Raw genomic sequence first — 17,466 nt, 5'->3', positions numbered from 1 at the left:
GCCGGCTTTCCGATCTGCAGCAAACAGCATACCGTCAAGCCGCAGGCACATGATCGGCGCCACAAAAGCACCACGGCAGGGTGTCGGAATTCCGGCCTGCCGTTCGTCTTCATGCAGACATGCTATGGAGGACAACATGACGATCACCATAACGGCCTTTGCCCAATCGCCTGATCGCGGTCGGGGTCTTGCGCGCGACATGCGCGTTCGCTGGGCGCTCGAGGAGGTGGGCCAGCCCTACGCGGTCCGTCTCCTCACGTTCAAGGACATGAAGGAGCCGGCGCATCTCGCGCTTCAACCCTTCGGACAAATCCCGACCTATGAGGACGGCGATCTCGCCCTGTTCGAAACGGGAGGCATCGTATTCCATATCGCGGAGCGCCATGCTGGCCTGCTGCCGGAGGACGCCGACGCCCGGGCACGCGCGATCAGCTGGATGTTCGCCGCACTGAACACCATCGAGCCGCCGATCCTCGACCGGGAAATGCCGACCTACACCGAGCGCGACAAACCCTGGTATGCGGAACGTCTGCCAATCCTGGAAAGCCGTATCCGCACACGGCTGGACGCGCTCTCCCGCCGGCTCGGCGATGCGGACTGGCTCGACGGCGCCTTCAGCGCCGGCGACCTTCTCATGGTGACCGTTCTGCGCCGGCTGGAGGGATCGGGCGTCCTTGAGGACTATCCGCGCCTCTCCGCCTACATCACCCGCGGCAAGGATCGCCCCGCCTACACGCGGGCCTTCGACGCACAACGGGCGGTGTTCACCGCAGCCTCCGCATGATGGCGCTGGTTCCGTTCGCACCCACTCATTTCACTCCTCTTCTCGGCTGGTTTCCAAGCTATGCCGATCTCGTGCAATGGGGTGGTCCCCTTCTGGAATTTCCCCTGTCGCACGGTCAGCTCGAACGGATGCTGGCGGAAGGCAGATCCGATCCGCCGGCCCGGCTCTGCTGGACGGCAGTGTTCGACGGTGAGCTGGCGGGCCATGTCCAGCTTGCCTTCGACTGGCGCAACGGCAACGTCGTGCTCGGTCGCGTGGCCATCGCGCCGGAAATGCGCGGCCGGCGTCTTGCCGGCCGGATGATCGCGCTGGCGATCGACAAGGCCTTCGGCTTCCAGGCGATTGAACGGCTGGAACTGAACGTATTCACCTGGAACACGCCGGCCATCCGCACCTATGAAGCGCTGGGCTTCACTCTGGAAGGGGTCCGCAGAGCATCCGCCCGCGTCGAGGGCGAGCGCTGGGACACTGCCATCATGAGCCTGTTGAGAACCGAACTCTCCAGGGCCACCGCGCCGCACGCAGGCGGTTAAGAAGAAGGCCCACACAGGCGACTGCGCGTGGGCCGGCTTCTACAGTTTCGCCCTCGTCGAACGCGGCGTGGAGAGGAGGATGCTCGTTTCACTGCCCGTGATGCCCGGCACGAGGCGGATCTTGCGCAGGACGGCGTCGAACTCGGCAAGGCTCGAGGCGCTCAGTTCCACCAGCAGGTCCCAGCGGCCGTTCGTCGTGTGGATCTGCGAAATCTCCGCGAAGCCACCGAGCGTACGGATCACGCGGTCGGTTACATGGCCTTCGATCTCGATCGTCATCACGCCGCGAACGACATCTTCGAGAGCATCGGCGCGCAGCATCACCGTATAGCCGAGAATCGTGCCGTCCTGCTCCATCCGCTCGATGCGCGCGCGCACGGTCGCCCGCGACGCCCCGGTTTCCAAAGCGAGATCCGAAACGCTCCGGCGCCCGTTGCCGCGCAGCAGCGTCACGATCTTCTGGTCGAGCTCGTCCATGCCAATCTGGCTCCTCGGCTTTCCATTATGGTCAATATGGCATTCCGAGATGCCAAAATTCAATATTCAATCTGCCGTTCAAGGCTTCTAGAATTTGGAAAACCAATAAGGAGTACGTCATGGAGTGCACGCTGATCGGCGCCCCCTTGCAAATCGGTGCAGGACAGCTTGGCTGCGAGATGGGGCCGAGCGCCCTTCGCATCGCCGGCCTTCGCACCGCGCTGGAGGAGCTTGGCCATACGGTGAAGGACACCGGCAACCTTACGCCCCGCGCCTTCGACGAGATGCCGCACCCGAACGCTGCCGTGCACCATCTCGGCGAGACGGTCGCCTGGGTGGAGGCGCTGTCTGCCGCCGCCTACGAGCACAGCAAGGCCGGCATGCCGATCTTCCTCGGTGGCGACCATGCGATCTCCGCCGGCACCGTTCCGGGTCTGGCACGCCGCGCCGCCGAACAGGGCCGGCCGCTCTTCGTGCTCTGGCTGGACGCCCACACTGATTTCCACAGCCTTGAGACCACCGCCAGCGGCAACCTGCACGGCACGCCCGTTGCCTACTATACCGGCCAGGCAGGCTTTGAAGGTTATTTCCCGCCGCTCGCCCATGCCGTACCCCCGGAAAATGTCTGCATGATCGGCATTCGCAGCGTCGATCCCGCTGAACAGGTCGCGATCCGCAAGACCGGCATCACGGTCCACGACATGCGTGTCATCGACGAACACGGCGTCGCCGTCCTCGTGCGCACCTTCATCGAGCGGGTTCGGGCTGCAAACGGCCTCCTGCATGTGAGCTTCGACGTCGACTTCCTGGAGCCCGATATCGCACCGGCCGTCGGCACCACGGTGCCGGGCGGGGCGACTTTCCGCGAGGCGCACCTGATCATGGAAATGCTGCACGACAGCGACCTGGTGACGAGCCTCGACATCGTCGAACTCAATCCGTTCCTCGACGAGCGCGGCAAGACTGCGAAGCTGCTCGTCGATCTTGTTGCCAGCCTGATGGGCAAGCGGGTGATGGATCGCCCGACGCTTGCAGGCTGAGCCCGGCTGTTCTTCTGGAGGGAAAATGAACACTGATCCGAAATTGAACGTGGTTCCGTTCGTCAGCGTGGACCATATGATGAAGCTGGTATTGAAGGTCGGCATCGACCGGTTCCTGACGGAGCTGGCGGCGACGATCGAGGAAGACTTCCGGCGTTGGCCGGTCTTCGACAAGACCCCGCGCGTCGCCTCCCATTCCGAGGAGGGCGTCATCGAACTGATGCCGACCAGCGACGGGACGCTCTATGGCTTCAAATATGTCAACGGCCATCCGAAGAACACGCGCGACGGCCGGCAGACCGTGACGGCCTTCGGCGTGCTGTCGGATGTCGGCAACGGCTATCCGATGCTGCTCACCGAGATGACGATCCTGACCGCGCTGCGTACCGCCGCGACCTCGGCGGTGGCGGCAAAATACCTGGCACGGCCGAATTCTCGCACCATGGCCATCATCGGCAACGGCGCGCAGAGCGAATTCCAGGCGCGCGCATTCAAGTCGCTTCTCGGAATCGACAGGCTGCGCCTTTTCGATATTGACGCCTCGGCAACGCGCAAATGTGCCCAGAACCTTGCAGGCCTCGGCTTCACCATTGAGGAATGCCGATCGGTCGAAGAGGCCGTGGAGGGCGCCGACATCATCACCACCGTCACCGCCGACAAGCAGTATGCGACGATCCTTTCGGACAACCATGTCGGCCCCGGCGCGCACATCAATGCCGTCGGCGGCGACTGCCCCGGCAAGACCGAGCTCAGCAAGGACATTCTGCTGCGCTCCGACATCTTTGTCGAATATCCGCCGCAGACACGCATCGAAGGCGAGATCCAGCAGCTGCCGGCCGAGCACCCCGTTATCGAACTCTGGCAGGTCATGACCGGCGAGACCGAGGGCCGCAAAAGCGCCGACCAGATTACGCTGTTCGACAGCGTCGGCTTCGCCATCGAGGATTTCTCCGCGCTGCGCTACGTGCGGGAGAAGCTCGCCGAGCACGGCATGTTCGTGGAACTCGACCTGCTCGCCGACCCCGACGAGCCGCGCGACCTCTACGGCATGCTGCTGCGCTGCGAGAAGAAGCTCAACGCAGCCTGATATGCGCTGTCACCCGGCTTGTGGATTGCCGAGCCGGGTGACAGCACCTCTCCTGGACGCAATATCCACGATTTGTTCCGGCCCGGGCGGGGCAGCACCTCTGGAAGCGATCAGGCCTTGGCACCGATACGCCCCCGCGCCGCCAAAAGCCCGACGATGGTCACGGATGCAAAGGCCGCGCCGGCAAGGAAGGTGGCTTCCGGCCCAAAAGCGTCCCACAGCGCACCCGCCAGCACGCTTGCTGCCAGCAGGGCGAGGCCGGTCACGAGATTGAACATTCCGAAGGCCGTACCGCGCAAATCCGCCGGTGCGACATCCGCGACAAGGGTTGCGAGCAGGCCCTGCGTGAAGCCCATGTGCAAGCCCCAGAGTACGACGCCGACGGCGAGCGACGCCATGCCGGTTGAAAACGCCAGCACGACATCGGCGAAAACAAGAAGAAGCAGGCCGGCGATGAGGATGCCGACACGGTTCATGCGATCGGAAAGCACCCCGACAGGATAGGCCGACAGCGAGTAGGTAAGGGCCATGAGCACCAGGACTGCCGGAACCATTGCAAGCGGCAAGTCGAGCGACTGCGCCCGCAGGATCAGGAAAGCCTCGCTGAAGCGCGACAGCGTGAACACGGCCGCGATGCCGACGATCCACCAATAGCTGGCGCCAAGCCGCGCCAGTTCGCTTCGCCGAAGGGGCATGCGCACAGGGCGCGCACCGTCCTTCCGCTCCGGCTCCCGGACAAAGACCATCAGCACGACGACGGAGAGGAACGCCGGCACGACGGCCACCCAGAAGACTGTCGGAAAGTGGTCAGCCGTCAACCACATCAGTGCGATGGCAAGGAGTGGCCCCAGGAAGGCCCCGATCGTATCAAGCGACTGGCGCAGGCCGAAGCTGGCGCCGCGCAGTTCGGGCGGCGCGATGTCCGCCACCAGCGCGTCGCGCGGCGCACCGCGGATACCCTTGCCGATACGATCGATGAAGCGGGCGGCGACCATCCAGTCCAGCGTCGATGCCAAGGGAAAGATCGGCTTGGTGAGCGCGGCAAGGCCATAGCCGAGTACCGCGAGAAGCTTGCGCTTGCCGAGCCAGTCGCTCAGCGCACCGGAAAAGATCTTGGTGATCGAAGCCGTCGCCTCGGCGATGCCCTCGATAATGCCGACAGCCAGCGTCGAGGCGCCAAGAACCGTCACCATGTAGAGCGGCAGAAGCGCGTGAATCATCTCCGACGAGACGTCCATCAGCATCGACACGAAGCCGAGCGCCCATATGCCCGACGGAATGCCGCGCCAACCGGCTCCTTTGCGGCTCGTCGCTGCCGCGTCCACCGGCGTACCCGCCTTGGCCGTGCCCATCACCGGTTCTCCTGCTGGGCATCGAAGACACGCTGCGCATAGCCGTCGAGCAGCGTCTCGCAGCCACGAAGGCGTGCCTCGGCCTCCGCGGCCAGCGGAGCGCCATAAAAGTCGAGCTTGCGAATCTTCTCGAACCAGCTCTGAAGCTTCTTCAGGTCGGCATCCTCTTCCTCAAGCTCGGCATAGGTAAATTTTTCGATGGCGATTTCCTTGGCGATCTCCACCTCGAACTCGGCGCAACGACCGAGGAATTCACGATACTGCTCGTCGCGATCGGCCTGGAAGCGGACGATGACCTTGTCCTCCTGCATCCGGTCGAGTGCCACGGTTTCCAGGATCACCGCGTCGCCGCCCATCGTGGCGATGTCGTTTTCCATCATCTTCAGGCGGCGCACATGTTCGTCGGTCTTCGGCAGGAGGCAGACGCCATTCTGGAGATAGACCGCTCCCATCCCCTTCAGCTTCCGCCACAGCGCCACCCGCTTTGCGGCCGGATCGGGCGGGACCTTGTAGGTCAGGAGAAGCCAGTGGAGAACAACCATGGCTTCTCTTTAATGTAACCATCGTAACAAATCAACTGCTGCGACAGGGGTATGGCTTCATCATCCACCTCCCCAAAACAGGAAACCGACGCGGTCCCGGCCTAGCGAAACGGCTCGATCGGCGCGGCCTCGCCGCGGGCGGCCAGTTCCGCCAGAAGAAGCGCACCGAGACCGGCGATGCAGAACCCCACGGACAGGGAGAGGGCTGTGCCGTCATAAAATCGGCCCATGCCGACGGCGAAGAGCGTGGCAACAAGGCTTGATCCCGATGCGATCAGCGACGCACCAAGGCCCGCCACCTGCCCGAGGGGACGCATGGCCATAGCATTCAGGTTGCCGAAGAGCACCCCGATGGCGAAGAAAGCTCCAAACCCGAGCACCATCAGCATGGAAAGCGGCGGGCGACCGCCCCAGAATATGCATGCGATCGCCATCAGGAAACCGGCCGCAGAAAGCCCCGCAAAACCGGCGCGCGCCATTCTATCCATGCCATAGCGGTGCAGGAGCCTGGCATTGACGAAGGACGCGAGCCCCACCCCGGCGGCCAGCCCGGCGAAATAGAGCGGGAAGGCCTGCCCGATCCCATAGGCATCGAAGAACAGGTCGGTCGCCGTGCTGAGATAGAGGAGCTGCGCCCCGAAGACGATCCCGGTCGCGATGATCAGCAGCACCACCCGTCGGCTGGACAGGATGCGACGGCTGTTCAAGACCAGCAAGCCCGGCCGAAACGGGATGCGCCGTGCCACCGGCAGGGTTTCCGGTTGACGAACGGCGAGCCAGAGGCCGAGCAGACCGGCGATCACCAGATAGGCGCCAAAAACGCTGCGCCAGCCGCCGAGAGCGATCAGGCCCTGTGCCAGAGCAGGGGCGAGCATCGGCACGAGAATGAAGAGGGTGAACATGAAGGACATGACGCGCGCCATAGCCTCCCCCGCGAACTGGTCACGGATCATCGCGCGCGTGGCGATCTTCGGACCGGCGACACCGATGCCCTGCAGGAACCGGCCCAGGATCACCATGTCCAGCGAGCCCGCCTGCATGGCGACAACGGTCCCGGCCCCGTAGACGCAGAGGCCCAGTAGCAGCGCCTTCTTCCGCCCGATCGCATCGGAGACCGGCCCGAGCAGCAGCTCGCCGAAGGCCATGCCGAAAATGAACAGCGAGACGATGTGCTGGGTGGAAAGCGGGGGCGCCTGCCCGACATCCGCCCCGATCTCCCGCAACCCGGGCAACAGCGCGTCAATGCTGAGGGAGGTCAACGAGGTCAGGAGAGCATAGAGGAGGATGCGTTCGCGAAAGCTGATCAAGAACAGGCCTTGCGGAAAATGGAAACGATCACCCTGCCCAATAGCATGTTTCGCTTGCGGAACGTGCGACTCTCGGTGAAATTACCGGCCTGCAAAATCCGCTAGCGGCGGGCGCAATGCCGGGCGGTTCTTTCGCTGCCCTAGCGGCAGAAGCGTCAGGCAACGAGCAACACCCATACGCGCAAAAATTGACGGCTTGTGAAGACCTCTTCCCTAGGATTGCCGCGGCATCCATCCAGCGGGGGCGGCGATGAAATCGGTGGCGCGTGCTTTTGTCCTTTTCGCCTTCATGGCCTTGCTTACGCTCCATGTCGCCACCGGCTTCCTTGCGAGTTTCACCGAAAAGGTTCCCCGCGCTGTCACCGGCATCGATACGGTCATCCGGACCGGCCTCGTATCCTGGCTCGGCCACACCAACACCCTGGCCTTGCTGGCCTTCCTGACACTCCTCCTGCCGGCCGCCGTCTGCTTGCGCGCCCTACAGGCCGGCCGAGCCGTTCACCCGGAACCGGTCACCATCAAACCGGCGCGCATGCAGCGCATGGTCGATCGAGCACCCAAATCCGACCTGCGTCCGCAGGACAGGCAGCTGCTGGCCAATATTCTCGAGGGAGTCGTCGGGCAAGTCGCGCAGGAACACGAGATGCTCAAGGCCAATGAACGGCCAAGCCCCTTCGTGCGGCTCGTGCCTCTGGTGCCGATCCCTCCGGATGGGCCGCCGCACAGCTGGTTCGGCGGCAACCCGTCGCTGCCCGAAGGCACCTCCTGGCCGATCCTCGGCGGTAAACCGGCGGCGTTCCTGGCGCAGATCGACTGCGCCGCCCTTCCCGCCGACCTCTGGGGCGGCGCGGGGCCACGCAACGGCTGGCTTTCCTTCTTCCTCGGCTACGAGAACGGCTATCTTGCCGCGAGGATTCTTCACACTCGATCCTACGGCGCACCGGCGGAGCCGCCTTTCCCGATCGAGTTCGAGTGGTTGTCGCTGCATGAGGTTCCCGGCACGGACTGGACATCGCTGGTGCGAAAGGACGTTCCGAAATGGCCGGTTGCCGTGGTCCGGGTTCCCTCGGCGGTGCAAGACCCGCGGGTGCGGACGAAACCCGGTTCCGACGACGAGAGCGATCCACGCTTCCTTCGATACCACACGGGTTTTGACCTGAACGAACCCGGCTGGAAGCCATTCGACGCCGCAAGCACGCTTCTCATGCTCGATGCAGCCACGGCCCACGCCCGCGAGATGGCCGGGCGCCGGCGAAGGAACCTCGACAAGGCGGCAAAGACGCTGGATCAGCTTGCCACCCAGCCCGAGCGCTTCGACAATCCCAACACAGCACGAAAGTGGGCGGAGGACGAGAAAGCCCGATCCGCGCGAAGCATGGCGGAGTGGGACGCCTGCCTTTCGCACGCCGGAGCGCTTCGGGCGGCGGCAGAACGCGAGATCGCGTCCGGATCTCGCCTGGAAGCATTGATCGACGACCTGATCACATCACTCGCGGAGATCACGATTCCGGACGGAAATGACGCACGGCCGACGAGCGCCTTCCCCACCCGGTGCCCGCCGGAAGCCGCCGCCTGCTGGCTGACAAGCTGGGCGACGCTTGCGCAGCATCATGCAACCTTCCTCTACGCCGCCGATCCTGCTGCGCTTCCGCCGGCGTGGCGGACAAGGGTCGAGAAACAGGTGGCCCACGATGCGCAGCGCGAAATGGGATCAATGCGCGACGTGCCAGACGGCTATGTCCACGAATTCGCAATGGGACAGGACGTAACGCTGCTGCAACTGCCCACCAGCCGTCTGATGAACTGGATCTGGGGCGATACCTACGATCTCGTGCTCACCATCGACAAAACCGATCTCGATCGGGGTGATTTCGGCCGGGTAAAGGTGCAGATCACGAACTAGGATCATCGCTGCAAAACCGAAATCGGATCGCGCTCACTTCCGCCGGACATCGAGACCCAGGGCCTCGGCGATGACGATCGTCTGGTCGATCGTGATGATCGCCTCCTTGAGGCGAACGTTTTCCGGTTCGATCGCACTGAGGTCGCTTCCCCTGAGATCGCAGGCGGAAAAATCCACGCCATGCAGCCACGCGCCGGAGAGATCGACGTCCCGCAGCGAGCCGGCCTTGCAGGAGGCACCCGTGAGATCCGCCTCCCGCAGGCGAACGTCCGCGAAGAAGGCCCGATCGAGCACAGCGCCTGGCAGGCCGACGAAGGACCAGTCACCCCCCGAAACCTGCATCTGATCAAACTCGCAGCCATCGAACATGCTGCCGACGAACTTGCACTGCGTGAATCGACTGTCGAAGAACTTGCAGGACAGGAAAGTACAGTTCACGAAGGCGCTCGCCTGGTGCGAGGACGCATTGAAACGGGCCCGTCGAAAGACGCATGTGTCGAAGACCGCGCCCTCACTTTGCGCCTCGGTGAGGTCGAGATCGGCAAACAGCGTGTTCGCGTGGCGCTCGCGTTCGATCTGCCGGCCATACCAGTCCGCCCCGGCAATGGTGATCTCCGTCTTCGGTGCCGCTTCGCCGTATCGTCGTTCAGCCATGGTCGTCCATCTGCGATCTGATCGAGGGTGCCTGTCCTGCGCTCGAAGCAAGCGCTTGCTCGGATCATGCCGGATGGCGACGGGAAAGACGAGGCGCGCAATGCCGTCTGTCCACGGTCCTGATGCCCGGAACGGGGACTGCGCCATTTACCCTGCGAATTTATGGCGGCCCTGCGCCGTTTCCCCTTCGCCCTCCCAAAAATGCAATCCCTTCAGGCAGATCATGACATTTCCCACAATCAAGCTTCCCGCCCGCCCCCTCGCCTTGAAGCGCGGGGTGATTTCAACGCCGCTCGCCTACTACTTCTCCACGCCGATCCTCCTGGCAATCGCCGTCTTCATGGTGGTAACGGAGGCTCCGGGCATTCTGCGCGACTACACGATCAGCCAGAATCCGCTCATCCTCGAAAACGGCGACATCAAGGGCAGTTGCACGACCCGCAAGGCCATCTTCACCACCTGCGAGGTCGATCTTTCCTACGAGCATGACGGTCAGCGCTATGACAAGGACGTCGAGGTGATGTTCGTCGACATGCACAGCGGCGACTATGAGACGGGCCTTGTGATTTCTGCGGATCGGCCGGATCTCGCCACGATCACCCTCGGGCTCGACATGCTGTGGAACAGGATCATCACACTTTCCGTCTTTGCCCTTCTGCTCGGCGGCGGCGCCTTGGCGATGATCTACCTTCTCTTCCGGATCCTGCGCGTTCGCGGCCAGTTGCAGCATCCAGCGCCCCTCACCCCGATTCCGGTCGAGATCACCGGCATGGACAAGAAGAACAACCGCCTCGCGATCACCTATGCGGACAAGGTGAGCGAACGGAAGACCAAACGCGTGGCCTACACCCGTTTCGAGGCCGGACAGGAGCCGATCATCATCGGCGACGCAGGCAGCAATGCAGTCGCACTGGCTGTCTGGCACGGCGACACCTTCCTGCCGGTCCTGCTCGACGACAAGCTCGAGCGCATCGAGATGACACAGCAGGAACGGGCGGAGGCCCTTGCGCCGCTCTATGCCGCGGCGACACAGGCCGGGCGGCAGGCAGCACCATCCCTTGCTCCGGCGAAGACAGGGCCGTCGCTGCTGCGAAGGCTGGGCCTGTTCCTCCTCGTCATCCTGCTCATCATCGTCGGTATTTTCGGTTACTGGCTCTGGTACGTGACCAGCGCGCCCTCGCAGTTCAATTCTCCGGGGATGGACATCAACAACATGCTGCCGGAAGCCCTCAACCAGTGGGGCTGCGACCAGCTGCAAAAACGCTTCGCCGATGGCCCTGCACCCTTTGGATGCACGGCTGCGGACTATCAAAGCTGGAAATGAGAAAGCGGCGCACCGCACCGCAAACATAGAGGGAGACGCCGCAAGGGCGTCTCCCCATTATCGAGCCTTAGCCGTGTGCGCGTTCTGCGGCATCCCACTCGAATTGCAGGCCAGCGGTACCGCCGAGGCCCTTCATGATGTCGAGGAAGGCCGGAACCGTCTCGGTCCGCTTCCAGTCGCGCTGCAATTCACACAGCAGCTGGACGACGGAGATCAGCTTGCCGCCGGCCTGCTCGATACGGCGCAGGGCCGCGTCATGAGCCGTGACGGAGGTGCCGCCAACGGCATCGACGACCACGTAGACCTCATAACCTTCCTTCAGCGCATCGAGCGCCGGGAAAGCCAGGCAGGCTTCCGTCCACAGGGCTGTCATGATCAGCTTCTTGCGGCCGGTCGCCTCGACGGCCTGGCGGAACTCGATATCCTCCCAGGAGTTGATCGTCGTGCGATCATAGGTCGGGAAATCGGCAAGGACCGCCTGCAGCTGCGAGATCGGCGGCTTGTTGAGACCGGTCTTCACATTGACCGTGGTGTGCACGATCGGCAGCTTGTAGGCGACACCGGCCTTGGCGGTCGCAACGATGTTGCGCACCATCAGCGGGCGATCCATCGACGCGATCGAGTTCACCTGGACGGGCTGGTAGTCGATGACGACAAGGGCGGAGTTCTGCGGGGTCAGAAGGTGGTCTTCGGCCGGGTTGCGGATGACTTCACTGGTCATGGTCTTCACTCCTGGTTTGGCTGCCTGCCTGTGCAGGCGGTGGGTTCCAAGTTCCCCCGCAATCGGGCAATACCTGTCGGCTGCAGGACAATGATGGCCCCGCACGCGGCTGGCTTGCCGTTTGCAGCGAGAGAACGTCTTCGAAGGAGAACGGGCGGTGCCGGCATCCCGTACCGGCAGGTTCCATCCCGCTGAGGCTTGAAAACCCTGAGGTTTTCGTTGCTCGCCTCCGATGAGTGAAACCTATGCCTTTCTTCTGGAAACGATAATTCCCAGTTCCGTTGGATCACTTAACACCAGGAGTGCGAAACGTACTCAATCGACCTGCCAGTCAGGAACACCGGCAAAGGCATCGGCGAGAAAGTCCACCATCGCCCGGACCTTCGCCGGCGGGCGCCGGTCCGGCGGGTAGACGGCGAAGATGCCGGCCATGTCATAGGCTGGCTGGTCGAGCGGCAGAAGTTCCAGCCTCCCGGCCGCAACGTGGTCGGCGATGAGGAAATCGGGACCGTAGAGGATGCCCTGCCCGTTCAGCGCCGCCGCCACAAGGGCATCGCCATTGTTGGCGATGAAGTTGCCCCGGATCGGCACGCGCAGCTGGTTGCGGGTGCCGAAGATCCATTCCCGGGCACCTGTCGCATCGGAAAGCGAATAGCTGAGGCAATTGTAGTCGAGCAGGTCGCCGACGCGCCGTGGCCGCCCATGCGCATCGAGATAGGCGGGCGTCGCGGCAACGACCATCTTCGTCGGCGCAAGCCGGCGGGCGATCAGCCGGCTGTCGGCCAGCCGGCCGATACGCACCGTCATGTCCCAACCTTCGTCGATCAAATCGACATAGCGGTCGTTCAGGCCGAGATCGACGGTAACACCGGGATACATCGCGCTGAATTCAGGGACGAGCGGGGCGATATAGCGCACACCGAAGGAGATCGGCGCGCTGAGGCGCAGCGTACCGACGACGTCGATGCGCTGGGAGGAGACGGCCGCCTCGGTCTCCTCGATATCAGGCAGGATACGCAGGCAGAATTCGAGATATTGCCGTCCCGACTCGTTGAGCGAAAGCTTGCGCGTGGTGCGATGGAAGAGCTTGATTCCGAGCCGTTCCTCCAGCGCATCGACATGTTTCGTCGCCATGGCCGGCGACATCTTCAGCTGACGCGCCGCGGCCGACAGGCTGCCCTGTTGCGCCGTGCGTACAAAGACCTGCATGCCGGTCAGGCGATCGAGCATCGATGGACCCCTTCTGTCGCGCCGCGGCCATCCAGCCTGCCGTCCTGCCGGTCTATCAGAGAAACCGGCCGGGCAGGAGGGTCTTGCGCAGGGCCAGCGACAGGGCCGTCGCAAGCAGCATGATCGCTCCGATCAGCAGAAAAGCGTCTGTGTAGCTCAACACATAGGCCTCGCGCTGGACGGTACGAGCAAGCAGGGCAGTAGCCTGCCCGACCGCTTCCTGTGGATTGGCGGCCCGCGGCAACACTGTTTGCGCCAGCGTCTCGATCCGCGCTGCCACGTCCACATCACCGCTTTCGACATGCTGGCCGATCAGGTTGGAATAGACCTGTTCCTGCACCCGCACCGTGGTCGTCACGAGCGCCAAGCCGATCGCGCTGCCGATCGTGCGCACGATATGCACCAGCGAGGCGATCCAGGGGATCTCCTGCAACGTGATGTCTTCGGTGATCAGCACCATGGTGGGGATCGCGACGAGCGACCCGCCGACCGACTGGAGCAGAAGCGGCAGGAGGAATTCCTCGCTGGCCCACAGGCCGGTAATGTTGGCGGACAGGAGCAAACCCCCACCCATCAGCATGCCGCCGAGCGCCAGCAGATTGCGCGGATCGACCCGATAGCAGAGCCAGGCCACCGCGGGTGCGAGGAGCAATTGCGGGATTGCCGTAGCAAGGAACAGGTCACTGCTTTCCAGCGCGCGATAGCCCTGGATGCGGATGAGATACTGCGGAACGATGAAGGCCGAGGACATGACGGCAATACGGCTTGCGAACATCATCATCAGGCCAAGGCCGATATTGCGCCGCCACAGGAGCCGCGGACTGACGGCCGGGTTCGAATGTAGCAAGGCGTGCACGAAGAACGCGCCGATGAGAAACGCTCCGGCAAGCAGAAAGCCGACGATGAGACCGGATTGCAGCCAGTCGAGCCGGTTACCCTGGTCGAGGGCGGCCACCAGCGCAGCCAGCCCGAGCGACAGGGCAAGCAGCCCGAAGCCGTCGAACTTGCGAAAGCGCATGTATTTGACGGGGTCGTGGGCAAGGCCATAACTGGCCGCAAAAACCGTCAGTGCGCCCGGGACGATGTTGAGCCAGAACAGGAACTCCCAGGAGAGATGTTCGAGAATGAAGGCTTCGAGCGAAACCGAGAGGCTGGGCGTGGTGGCGGAAACCAGCGCATAGAACGACAGGCCGTAGAGCCGCTGGTGCTGCGGCAAGTGGCGCATGATCACAGCATAGGCCATGGGGATCAGCACACCGGCACTCAACCCGCGCAGCGCCTGAAGGCTGAGCAGGATCGAAAGGTCGGGGCTGAACGGTGCCGCGAGGGAAAACACGGAAAACAATGCCGCGCCGAGGATGACGCCGCGCGTCGGCGACAGTATCCCGCGCAGCCACACTGCCGCTGGGATCGCCGCCACCTCGGCGACGACATAGGCTGTGGTGATCCACGAGGCCTCATCGAGGCTGAGGCCGAGGGCACCGCGGATATCCGCAAGGCCGATGTCGGTCAGCCGCGCGTTGAGGATCGATGTGAAGGTGCCGAGGAGGACAGCGCCGATGCCGACGAGCGTCCTGAGGCCGGGCCATTCTTTCCGGAGGGCCGGAACCGTTGCCGCTGTCATGATCTGTCCTTCCCACCTACTTGATCGCGGGATCGTCGATCGCCGTGTCCGTATGGATTGTCGACAGGACCGACATGCCCGGCCGCAGCGCCTTCCGCAGGTCCTGCGGAACATCGACGAGTGCAATCCGCACGGCGATACGCTGGGCGACCTTGGTGAAATTACCGGTTGCATTGTCCGCCGGCAGCAGCGCGAATTCCGCACCAGTCGCGGGCGCAATCTGCTCCACACGGCCTTTCAGCTCCCGCCCCGGGAACATATCGACCTTGATCGTCGCGGCCTGGCCGACATGCACCCTGCCGAGCTGTGTTTCCTTGTAGTTCGCCACGACATGAACCTTGGGCAGCGGAACAATGGAAATGAAGCGAGTACCGACGGAAACATACTGGCCAGCGCGCACACTGCTGACATTGACGACGCCATCGATGGGCGCAACGATCCTGGTATGGCCGAGCTCGATACGGGCGAGCGCGAGATCGGCCTTGCGGATCTCCAGCTCCGCCAGCGCCTGCTCCCGCTGCGTGCCCAACACGTTGAGCTGCTGGCGCTGCGCGTCCGCTTCGGCCTGTTTTTCCGCAAGCTGGGCCTCGAAGCGGCGATTTGCGGCAAGCGCGTCCTCCAGGCGCTGGCTGGTGGACCAGCCGTCCTCGACGGCGGCAGTCTGCCGGCCGTACTCACCCGCAGCCCGGTCGCGATCGGCGCTGATTGCAAGGATAGCGGCATCGGCCTGGGCGATGGTGCGGTGTTGCAGCACGATCCGACTGTCGACATTGCGGATGGCGACATCCGCAGCGGTAACCGAGGCCGTCGCGCGGCTGACCTTCGCGTCATATTCCGAAGCCTCGATCTCGCCGAGCAGCTGGCCGGCCCGGACCGCCTGGAAGTCGCTCACCGCGACCCCGCGCACACGGCCGGAAATCTGCGTGCTGATCGGCGTCGTGTCCGCCCGGAGATAGGCATTGTCCGTAGACTGGTTCGTGAAGCCCGCGACCCATTGCCCCCAGCCGAGCGGAATGACGGTGGCAAGCCCGATGCCGACGACGATGGCGGCCGAACGGGCAAGGGCAAGATAGCTGCGCCGGCGCGGCCGCTTCTGCGTCGCGCCCTTCGGCTGCGGATGGTGAGCGGTCGGCGCACGTACATCCGGGGCCGGCGCGGATTGCGGCCTGTTGTCCGGGACGACGAGACCTGTGACGATTGCGTTCATTGCCGTAACTCTCCTAGGTCCTTTGGACCGGATTTAGATATCGGCAAATATGGGCGCGGATACTCAATGAATGAAATGATGCATTAGCATTTGATTCATGAACAAGATTCATTCTCTTGCCTGGATCAATCCTTACGATGGTAACGTTCCGCGCTTTCCACCAGCGCCTGCCGCAACCAGGCCACGGCGGGATGTGCGCCCATCGTCCGGTGCGACAGCATCGAGATCTCGAAGGGTGGCGCGTGGTAAGGTGGATCGCGCCACGCAAGATCGAGCGCGCGCGCGGCGCGCAATGCAAATTGCAGCGGCACGTAGGCGATCATGTCGGTTGCCGCCAAAAGGGCCGGAACGGCAAGGATGTGCGAGACGGTCGCGCCAACCGTGCGCGTCAGGCCCTCGGCGCCGAGCAGACCCTCGATATAACGCGGATTGCTGGTGATGTAGGCCCGCTCCAGCCCACCCTGGTCGATCGTCGCATCCCCGGCCGGCTGAAGCTGGTCGGAAATCAGGATATCGACATGCGGAAAGGCCGCAAGCGCCTGGAGACCGAAGGGACCAGCGGCGGCGGGATGATCCCGGCGCATCAGCCACACGCTCTGATCGGAAAACAGCGGCTCGCTGACGAAACGGGACGGTGTCTTGCCGAAAACGCCGATGGCCACATGAAGGGCGCCGCGATCGAGTTCCTCCGTGATGTTGAGCTCACTCAACGGGCGCAGCCAGCAGCCGGCCTTCGGCGCATGGCAGCGGATGCGCGCCATCAGCTCGGGAATGACCGTCGCCGTGAGAAAATCCGAGGTCGAGATCGCGAAGGTGATGTCCGAGGTCTCGGGATTGAAGGTATTGCCCGCGAGGGCGCCCTCGATCTGCCGCAGGGCCGGCTTGAACGCCTGCGCAAGCTCCAGGGCACGGGGGGTCGGATACATGCCGTTCGGCCCGCGGATGAAGAGCTCGTCGCCAAGCGTCTCGCGCAGCCGGGCGAGTGCATGGCTAATGGCCGACTGGGTAAGGTGCAGGCGCTCGGCCGCCCGCGTGACGCCCCGCTCCTCCATGACTGCGACGAAGACGCGAACAAGGTTAAGATCGGCGCTATGAATTTCGCGCATGCTTCCAATGCCCCAGCCTCATTTGATTAATGTAGCTTCCGGCACCACCTTCGACAAGCGCGATCCCTCGCCCCGTTCAAGGAAGAAACACGACATGGACGCAAAGACAGCATTTGCCGTTCCCGGCCGTCTGCCCCTACAATCGGTTGCCAGCCTGCAGGAGCGGTTCATCGCCGGATCGCTCCTCTATCTGGGGCTGATCGGGCTCCTGTGGCAATTCAGCGGCCTTTAGCCGGATCACCGGCGAGACTGGAAAGCGGAGGATGCCTGATGGATGACGACGTTCGCGACAACCCGGCCGAGTCGCGCTTCGAGCTGGCCGTCGGAGACGAGATGGCGGTCGCCTACTACCGCGAGGAGAATGGCCGGATCGTGCTCATCCACACCGAGGTTCCCCAGGCGCTATCAGGCCAAGGCATAGGCACGCGTCTTGCACGGGGTGTCTTCGAGACGTTGCGCGCCCGAAAGACGCGCATCATCGCAAAATGCCCCTTCATGGCCGCCTTCGCCGTCAAACACCCGGACTATGCCAGCCTGCTCGACGGATAATGTGGCAATCGACGCCGTAGTCGACT

Annotated in this window: 18 protein-coding genes; 8 read left to right on the top strand and 10 right to left on the bottom strand. The window is 63.6% G+C overall.

Annotated features, from left to right (window positions below; genetic code table 11):
• The first annotated feature begins 136 nt into the window (after positions 1-136).
• Together AKG11_RS19965 and AKG11_RS19960 are read left to right on the top strand one after the other, a co-directional pair.
• Entirely contained in the window at positions 137-784 is a 648-nt protein-coding gene (locus AKG11_RS19965; protein WP_050745303.1) for a glutathione S-transferase family protein, read from the top strand.
• Positions 781-1,317 carry a GNAT family N-acetyltransferase gene (locus tag AKG11_RS19960; protein WP_023517320.1) on the top strand — a complete coding sequence of 179 codons (537 nt, stop codon included), beginning with the start codon at positions 781-783 and terminating at the stop codon, positions 1,315-1,317. Before AKG11_RS19965 ends, AKG11_RS19960 begins: the two co-directional genes overlap by 4 nt.
• Positions 1,318-1,356: 39 nt before the next feature.
• Here the strand turns inward: AKG11_RS19960 and AKG11_RS19955 are convergent, their stop codons facing one another.
• Positions 1,357-1,794: an Lrp/AsnC family transcriptional regulator gene (locus AKG11_RS19955; RefSeq protein WP_023517321.1), complete on the bottom strand. Its 438-nt coding sequence runs from the start codon at positions 1,792-1,794 to the stop codon at positions 1,357-1,359.
• Positions 1,795-1,913: 119 nt separating this feature from the next.
• Between AKG11_RS19955 and rocF the strand changes: the two genes are divergently transcribed.
• Together rocF and ocd are read left to right on the top strand one after the other, a co-directional pair.
• Complete coding sequence (rocF, locus tag AKG11_RS19950; RefSeq protein WP_050745203.1) at positions 1,914-2,834, top strand: arginase; 921 nt, start codon at positions 1,914-1,916, stop codon at positions 2,832-2,834.
• Positions 2,835-2,859: 25 nt separating this feature from the next.
• Positions 2,860-3,921: an ornithine cyclodeaminase gene (gene ocd, locus AKG11_RS19945; RefSeq protein ID WP_050745202.1), complete on the top strand. Its 1,062-nt coding sequence runs from the start codon at positions 2,860-2,862 to the stop codon at positions 3,919-3,921.
• A 110-nt stretch (positions 3,922-4,031) separates the two neighbouring features.
• On the opposite strand, the gene AKG11_RS19940 is transcribed toward ocd, so the two are convergent.
• The 3 genes from AKG11_RS19940 to AKG11_RS19930 all read right to left on the bottom strand — a co-directional run bounded on the left by AKG11_RS19940 (position 4,032) and on the right by AKG11_RS19930 (position 7,122).
• Positions 4,032-5,273, bottom strand: coding sequence for an MFS transporter (locus tag AKG11_RS19940; protein WP_050745201.1), 1,242 nt, complete (start codon positions 5,271-5,273; stop codon positions 4,032-4,034).
• Positions 5,273-5,815, bottom strand: a complete 543-nt coding sequence (locus AKG11_RS19935) for a Chromate resistance protein ChrB (protein WP_050745200.1) — start codon at positions 5,813-5,815, stop codon at positions 5,273-5,275. The genes AKG11_RS19940 and AKG11_RS19935 overlap by 1 nt, the downstream gene beginning before the upstream one ends.
• Positions 5,816-5,916: 101 nt before the next feature.
• Positions 5,917-7,122, bottom strand: a complete 1,206-nt coding sequence (locus AKG11_RS19930; protein ID WP_050745199.1) for a multidrug effflux MFS transporter — start codon at positions 7,120-7,122, stop codon at positions 5,917-5,919.
• A gap of 250 nt (positions 7,123-7,372) precedes the next feature.
• Here AKG11_RS19930 and AKG11_RS19925 point away from each other — a divergent pair, with 250 nt between their 5' ends.
• Complete coding sequence (locus AKG11_RS19925; RefSeq protein WP_053190895.1) at positions 7,373-9,025, top strand: DUF1963 domain-containing protein; 1,653 nt, start codon at positions 7,373-7,375, stop codon at positions 9,023-9,025.
• A 33-nt stretch (positions 9,026-9,058) separates the two neighbouring features.
• Here the strand turns inward: AKG11_RS19925 and AKG11_RS19920 are convergent, their stop codons facing one another.
• A complete protein-coding gene (locus AKG11_RS19920) occupies positions 9,059-9,679 on the bottom strand; it encodes a pentapeptide repeat-containing protein (RefSeq protein ID WP_050745197.1) in 621 nt (206 codons plus the stop codon).
• A gap of 223 nt (positions 9,680-9,902) precedes the next feature.
• Here AKG11_RS19920 and AKG11_RS19915 point away from each other — a divergent pair, with 223 nt between their 5' ends.
• The gene (locus tag AKG11_RS19915) at positions 9,903-11,003 is read left to right on the top strand and encodes a hypothetical protein (RefSeq protein WP_050745196.1); all 1,101 of its coding nucleotides are present in this window, start codon (positions 9,903-9,905) and stop codon (positions 11,001-11,003) included.
• 67 nt (positions 11,004-11,070) lie between these two features.
• Here AKG11_RS19915 and AKG11_RS19910 read toward each other — a convergent pair whose 3' ends face one another.
• The 5 genes from AKG11_RS19910 to AKG11_RS19890 form a co-directional block, all read right to left on the bottom strand.
• On the bottom strand, positions 11,071-11,724 hold the full coding sequence (locus AKG11_RS19910; protein ID WP_023512925.1) for a hydrolase: 654 nt from the start codon (positions 11,722-11,724) through the stop codon (positions 11,071-11,073).
• 315 nt (positions 11,725-12,039) lie between these two features.
• A complete protein-coding gene (locus AKG11_RS19905) occupies positions 12,040-12,954 on the bottom strand; it encodes a LysR family transcriptional regulator (RefSeq protein WP_050745195.1) in 915 nt (304 codons plus the stop codon).
• Between the two features lie 55 nt (positions 12,955-13,009).
• Positions 13,010-14,578 (bottom strand): DHA2 family efflux MFS transporter permease subunit, encoded by a 1,569-nt coding sequence (locus AKG11_RS19900; RefSeq protein ID WP_050745194.1) that lies wholly within the window; start codon positions 14,576-14,578, stop codon positions 13,010-13,012.
• A gap of 16 nt (positions 14,579-14,594) precedes the next feature.
• Positions 14,595-15,785: an HlyD family secretion protein gene (locus AKG11_RS19895; protein WP_050745193.1), complete on the bottom strand. Its 1,191-nt coding sequence runs from the start codon at positions 15,783-15,785 to the stop codon at positions 14,595-14,597.
• Between the two features lie 125 nt (positions 15,786-15,910).
• Positions 15,911-16,891, bottom strand: a complete 981-nt coding sequence (locus AKG11_RS19890; protein WP_050745192.1) for a LysR family transcriptional regulator — start codon at positions 16,889-16,891, stop codon at positions 15,911-15,913.
• A 94-nt stretch (positions 16,892-16,985) separates the two neighbouring features.
• Between AKG11_RS19890 and AKG11_RS34610 the strand changes: the two genes are divergently transcribed.
• Together AKG11_RS34610 and AKG11_RS19885 are read left to right on the top strand one after the other, a co-directional pair.
• Complete coding sequence (locus AKG11_RS34610; protein ID WP_023512930.1) at positions 16,986-17,123, top strand: hypothetical protein; 138 nt, start codon at positions 16,986-16,988, stop codon at positions 17,121-17,123.
• Positions 17,124-17,161: 38 nt separating this feature from the next.
• Complete coding sequence (locus AKG11_RS19885; protein WP_023512931.1) at positions 17,162-17,440, top strand: GNAT family N-acetyltransferase; 279 nt, start codon at positions 17,162-17,164, stop codon at positions 17,438-17,440.
• Positions 17,441-17,466: the final 26 nt, after the last annotated feature.

Source organism: Shinella sp. SUS2 (assembly GCF_001262505.1).
Classification (GTDB): Bacteria; Pseudomonadota; Alphaproteobacteria; order Rhizobiales; family Rhizobiaceae; genus Shinella.
The sequence above is the reverse complement of the archived record's forward strand: the minus strand, read 5'-3'. Positions and strand labels throughout refer to the sequence as shown.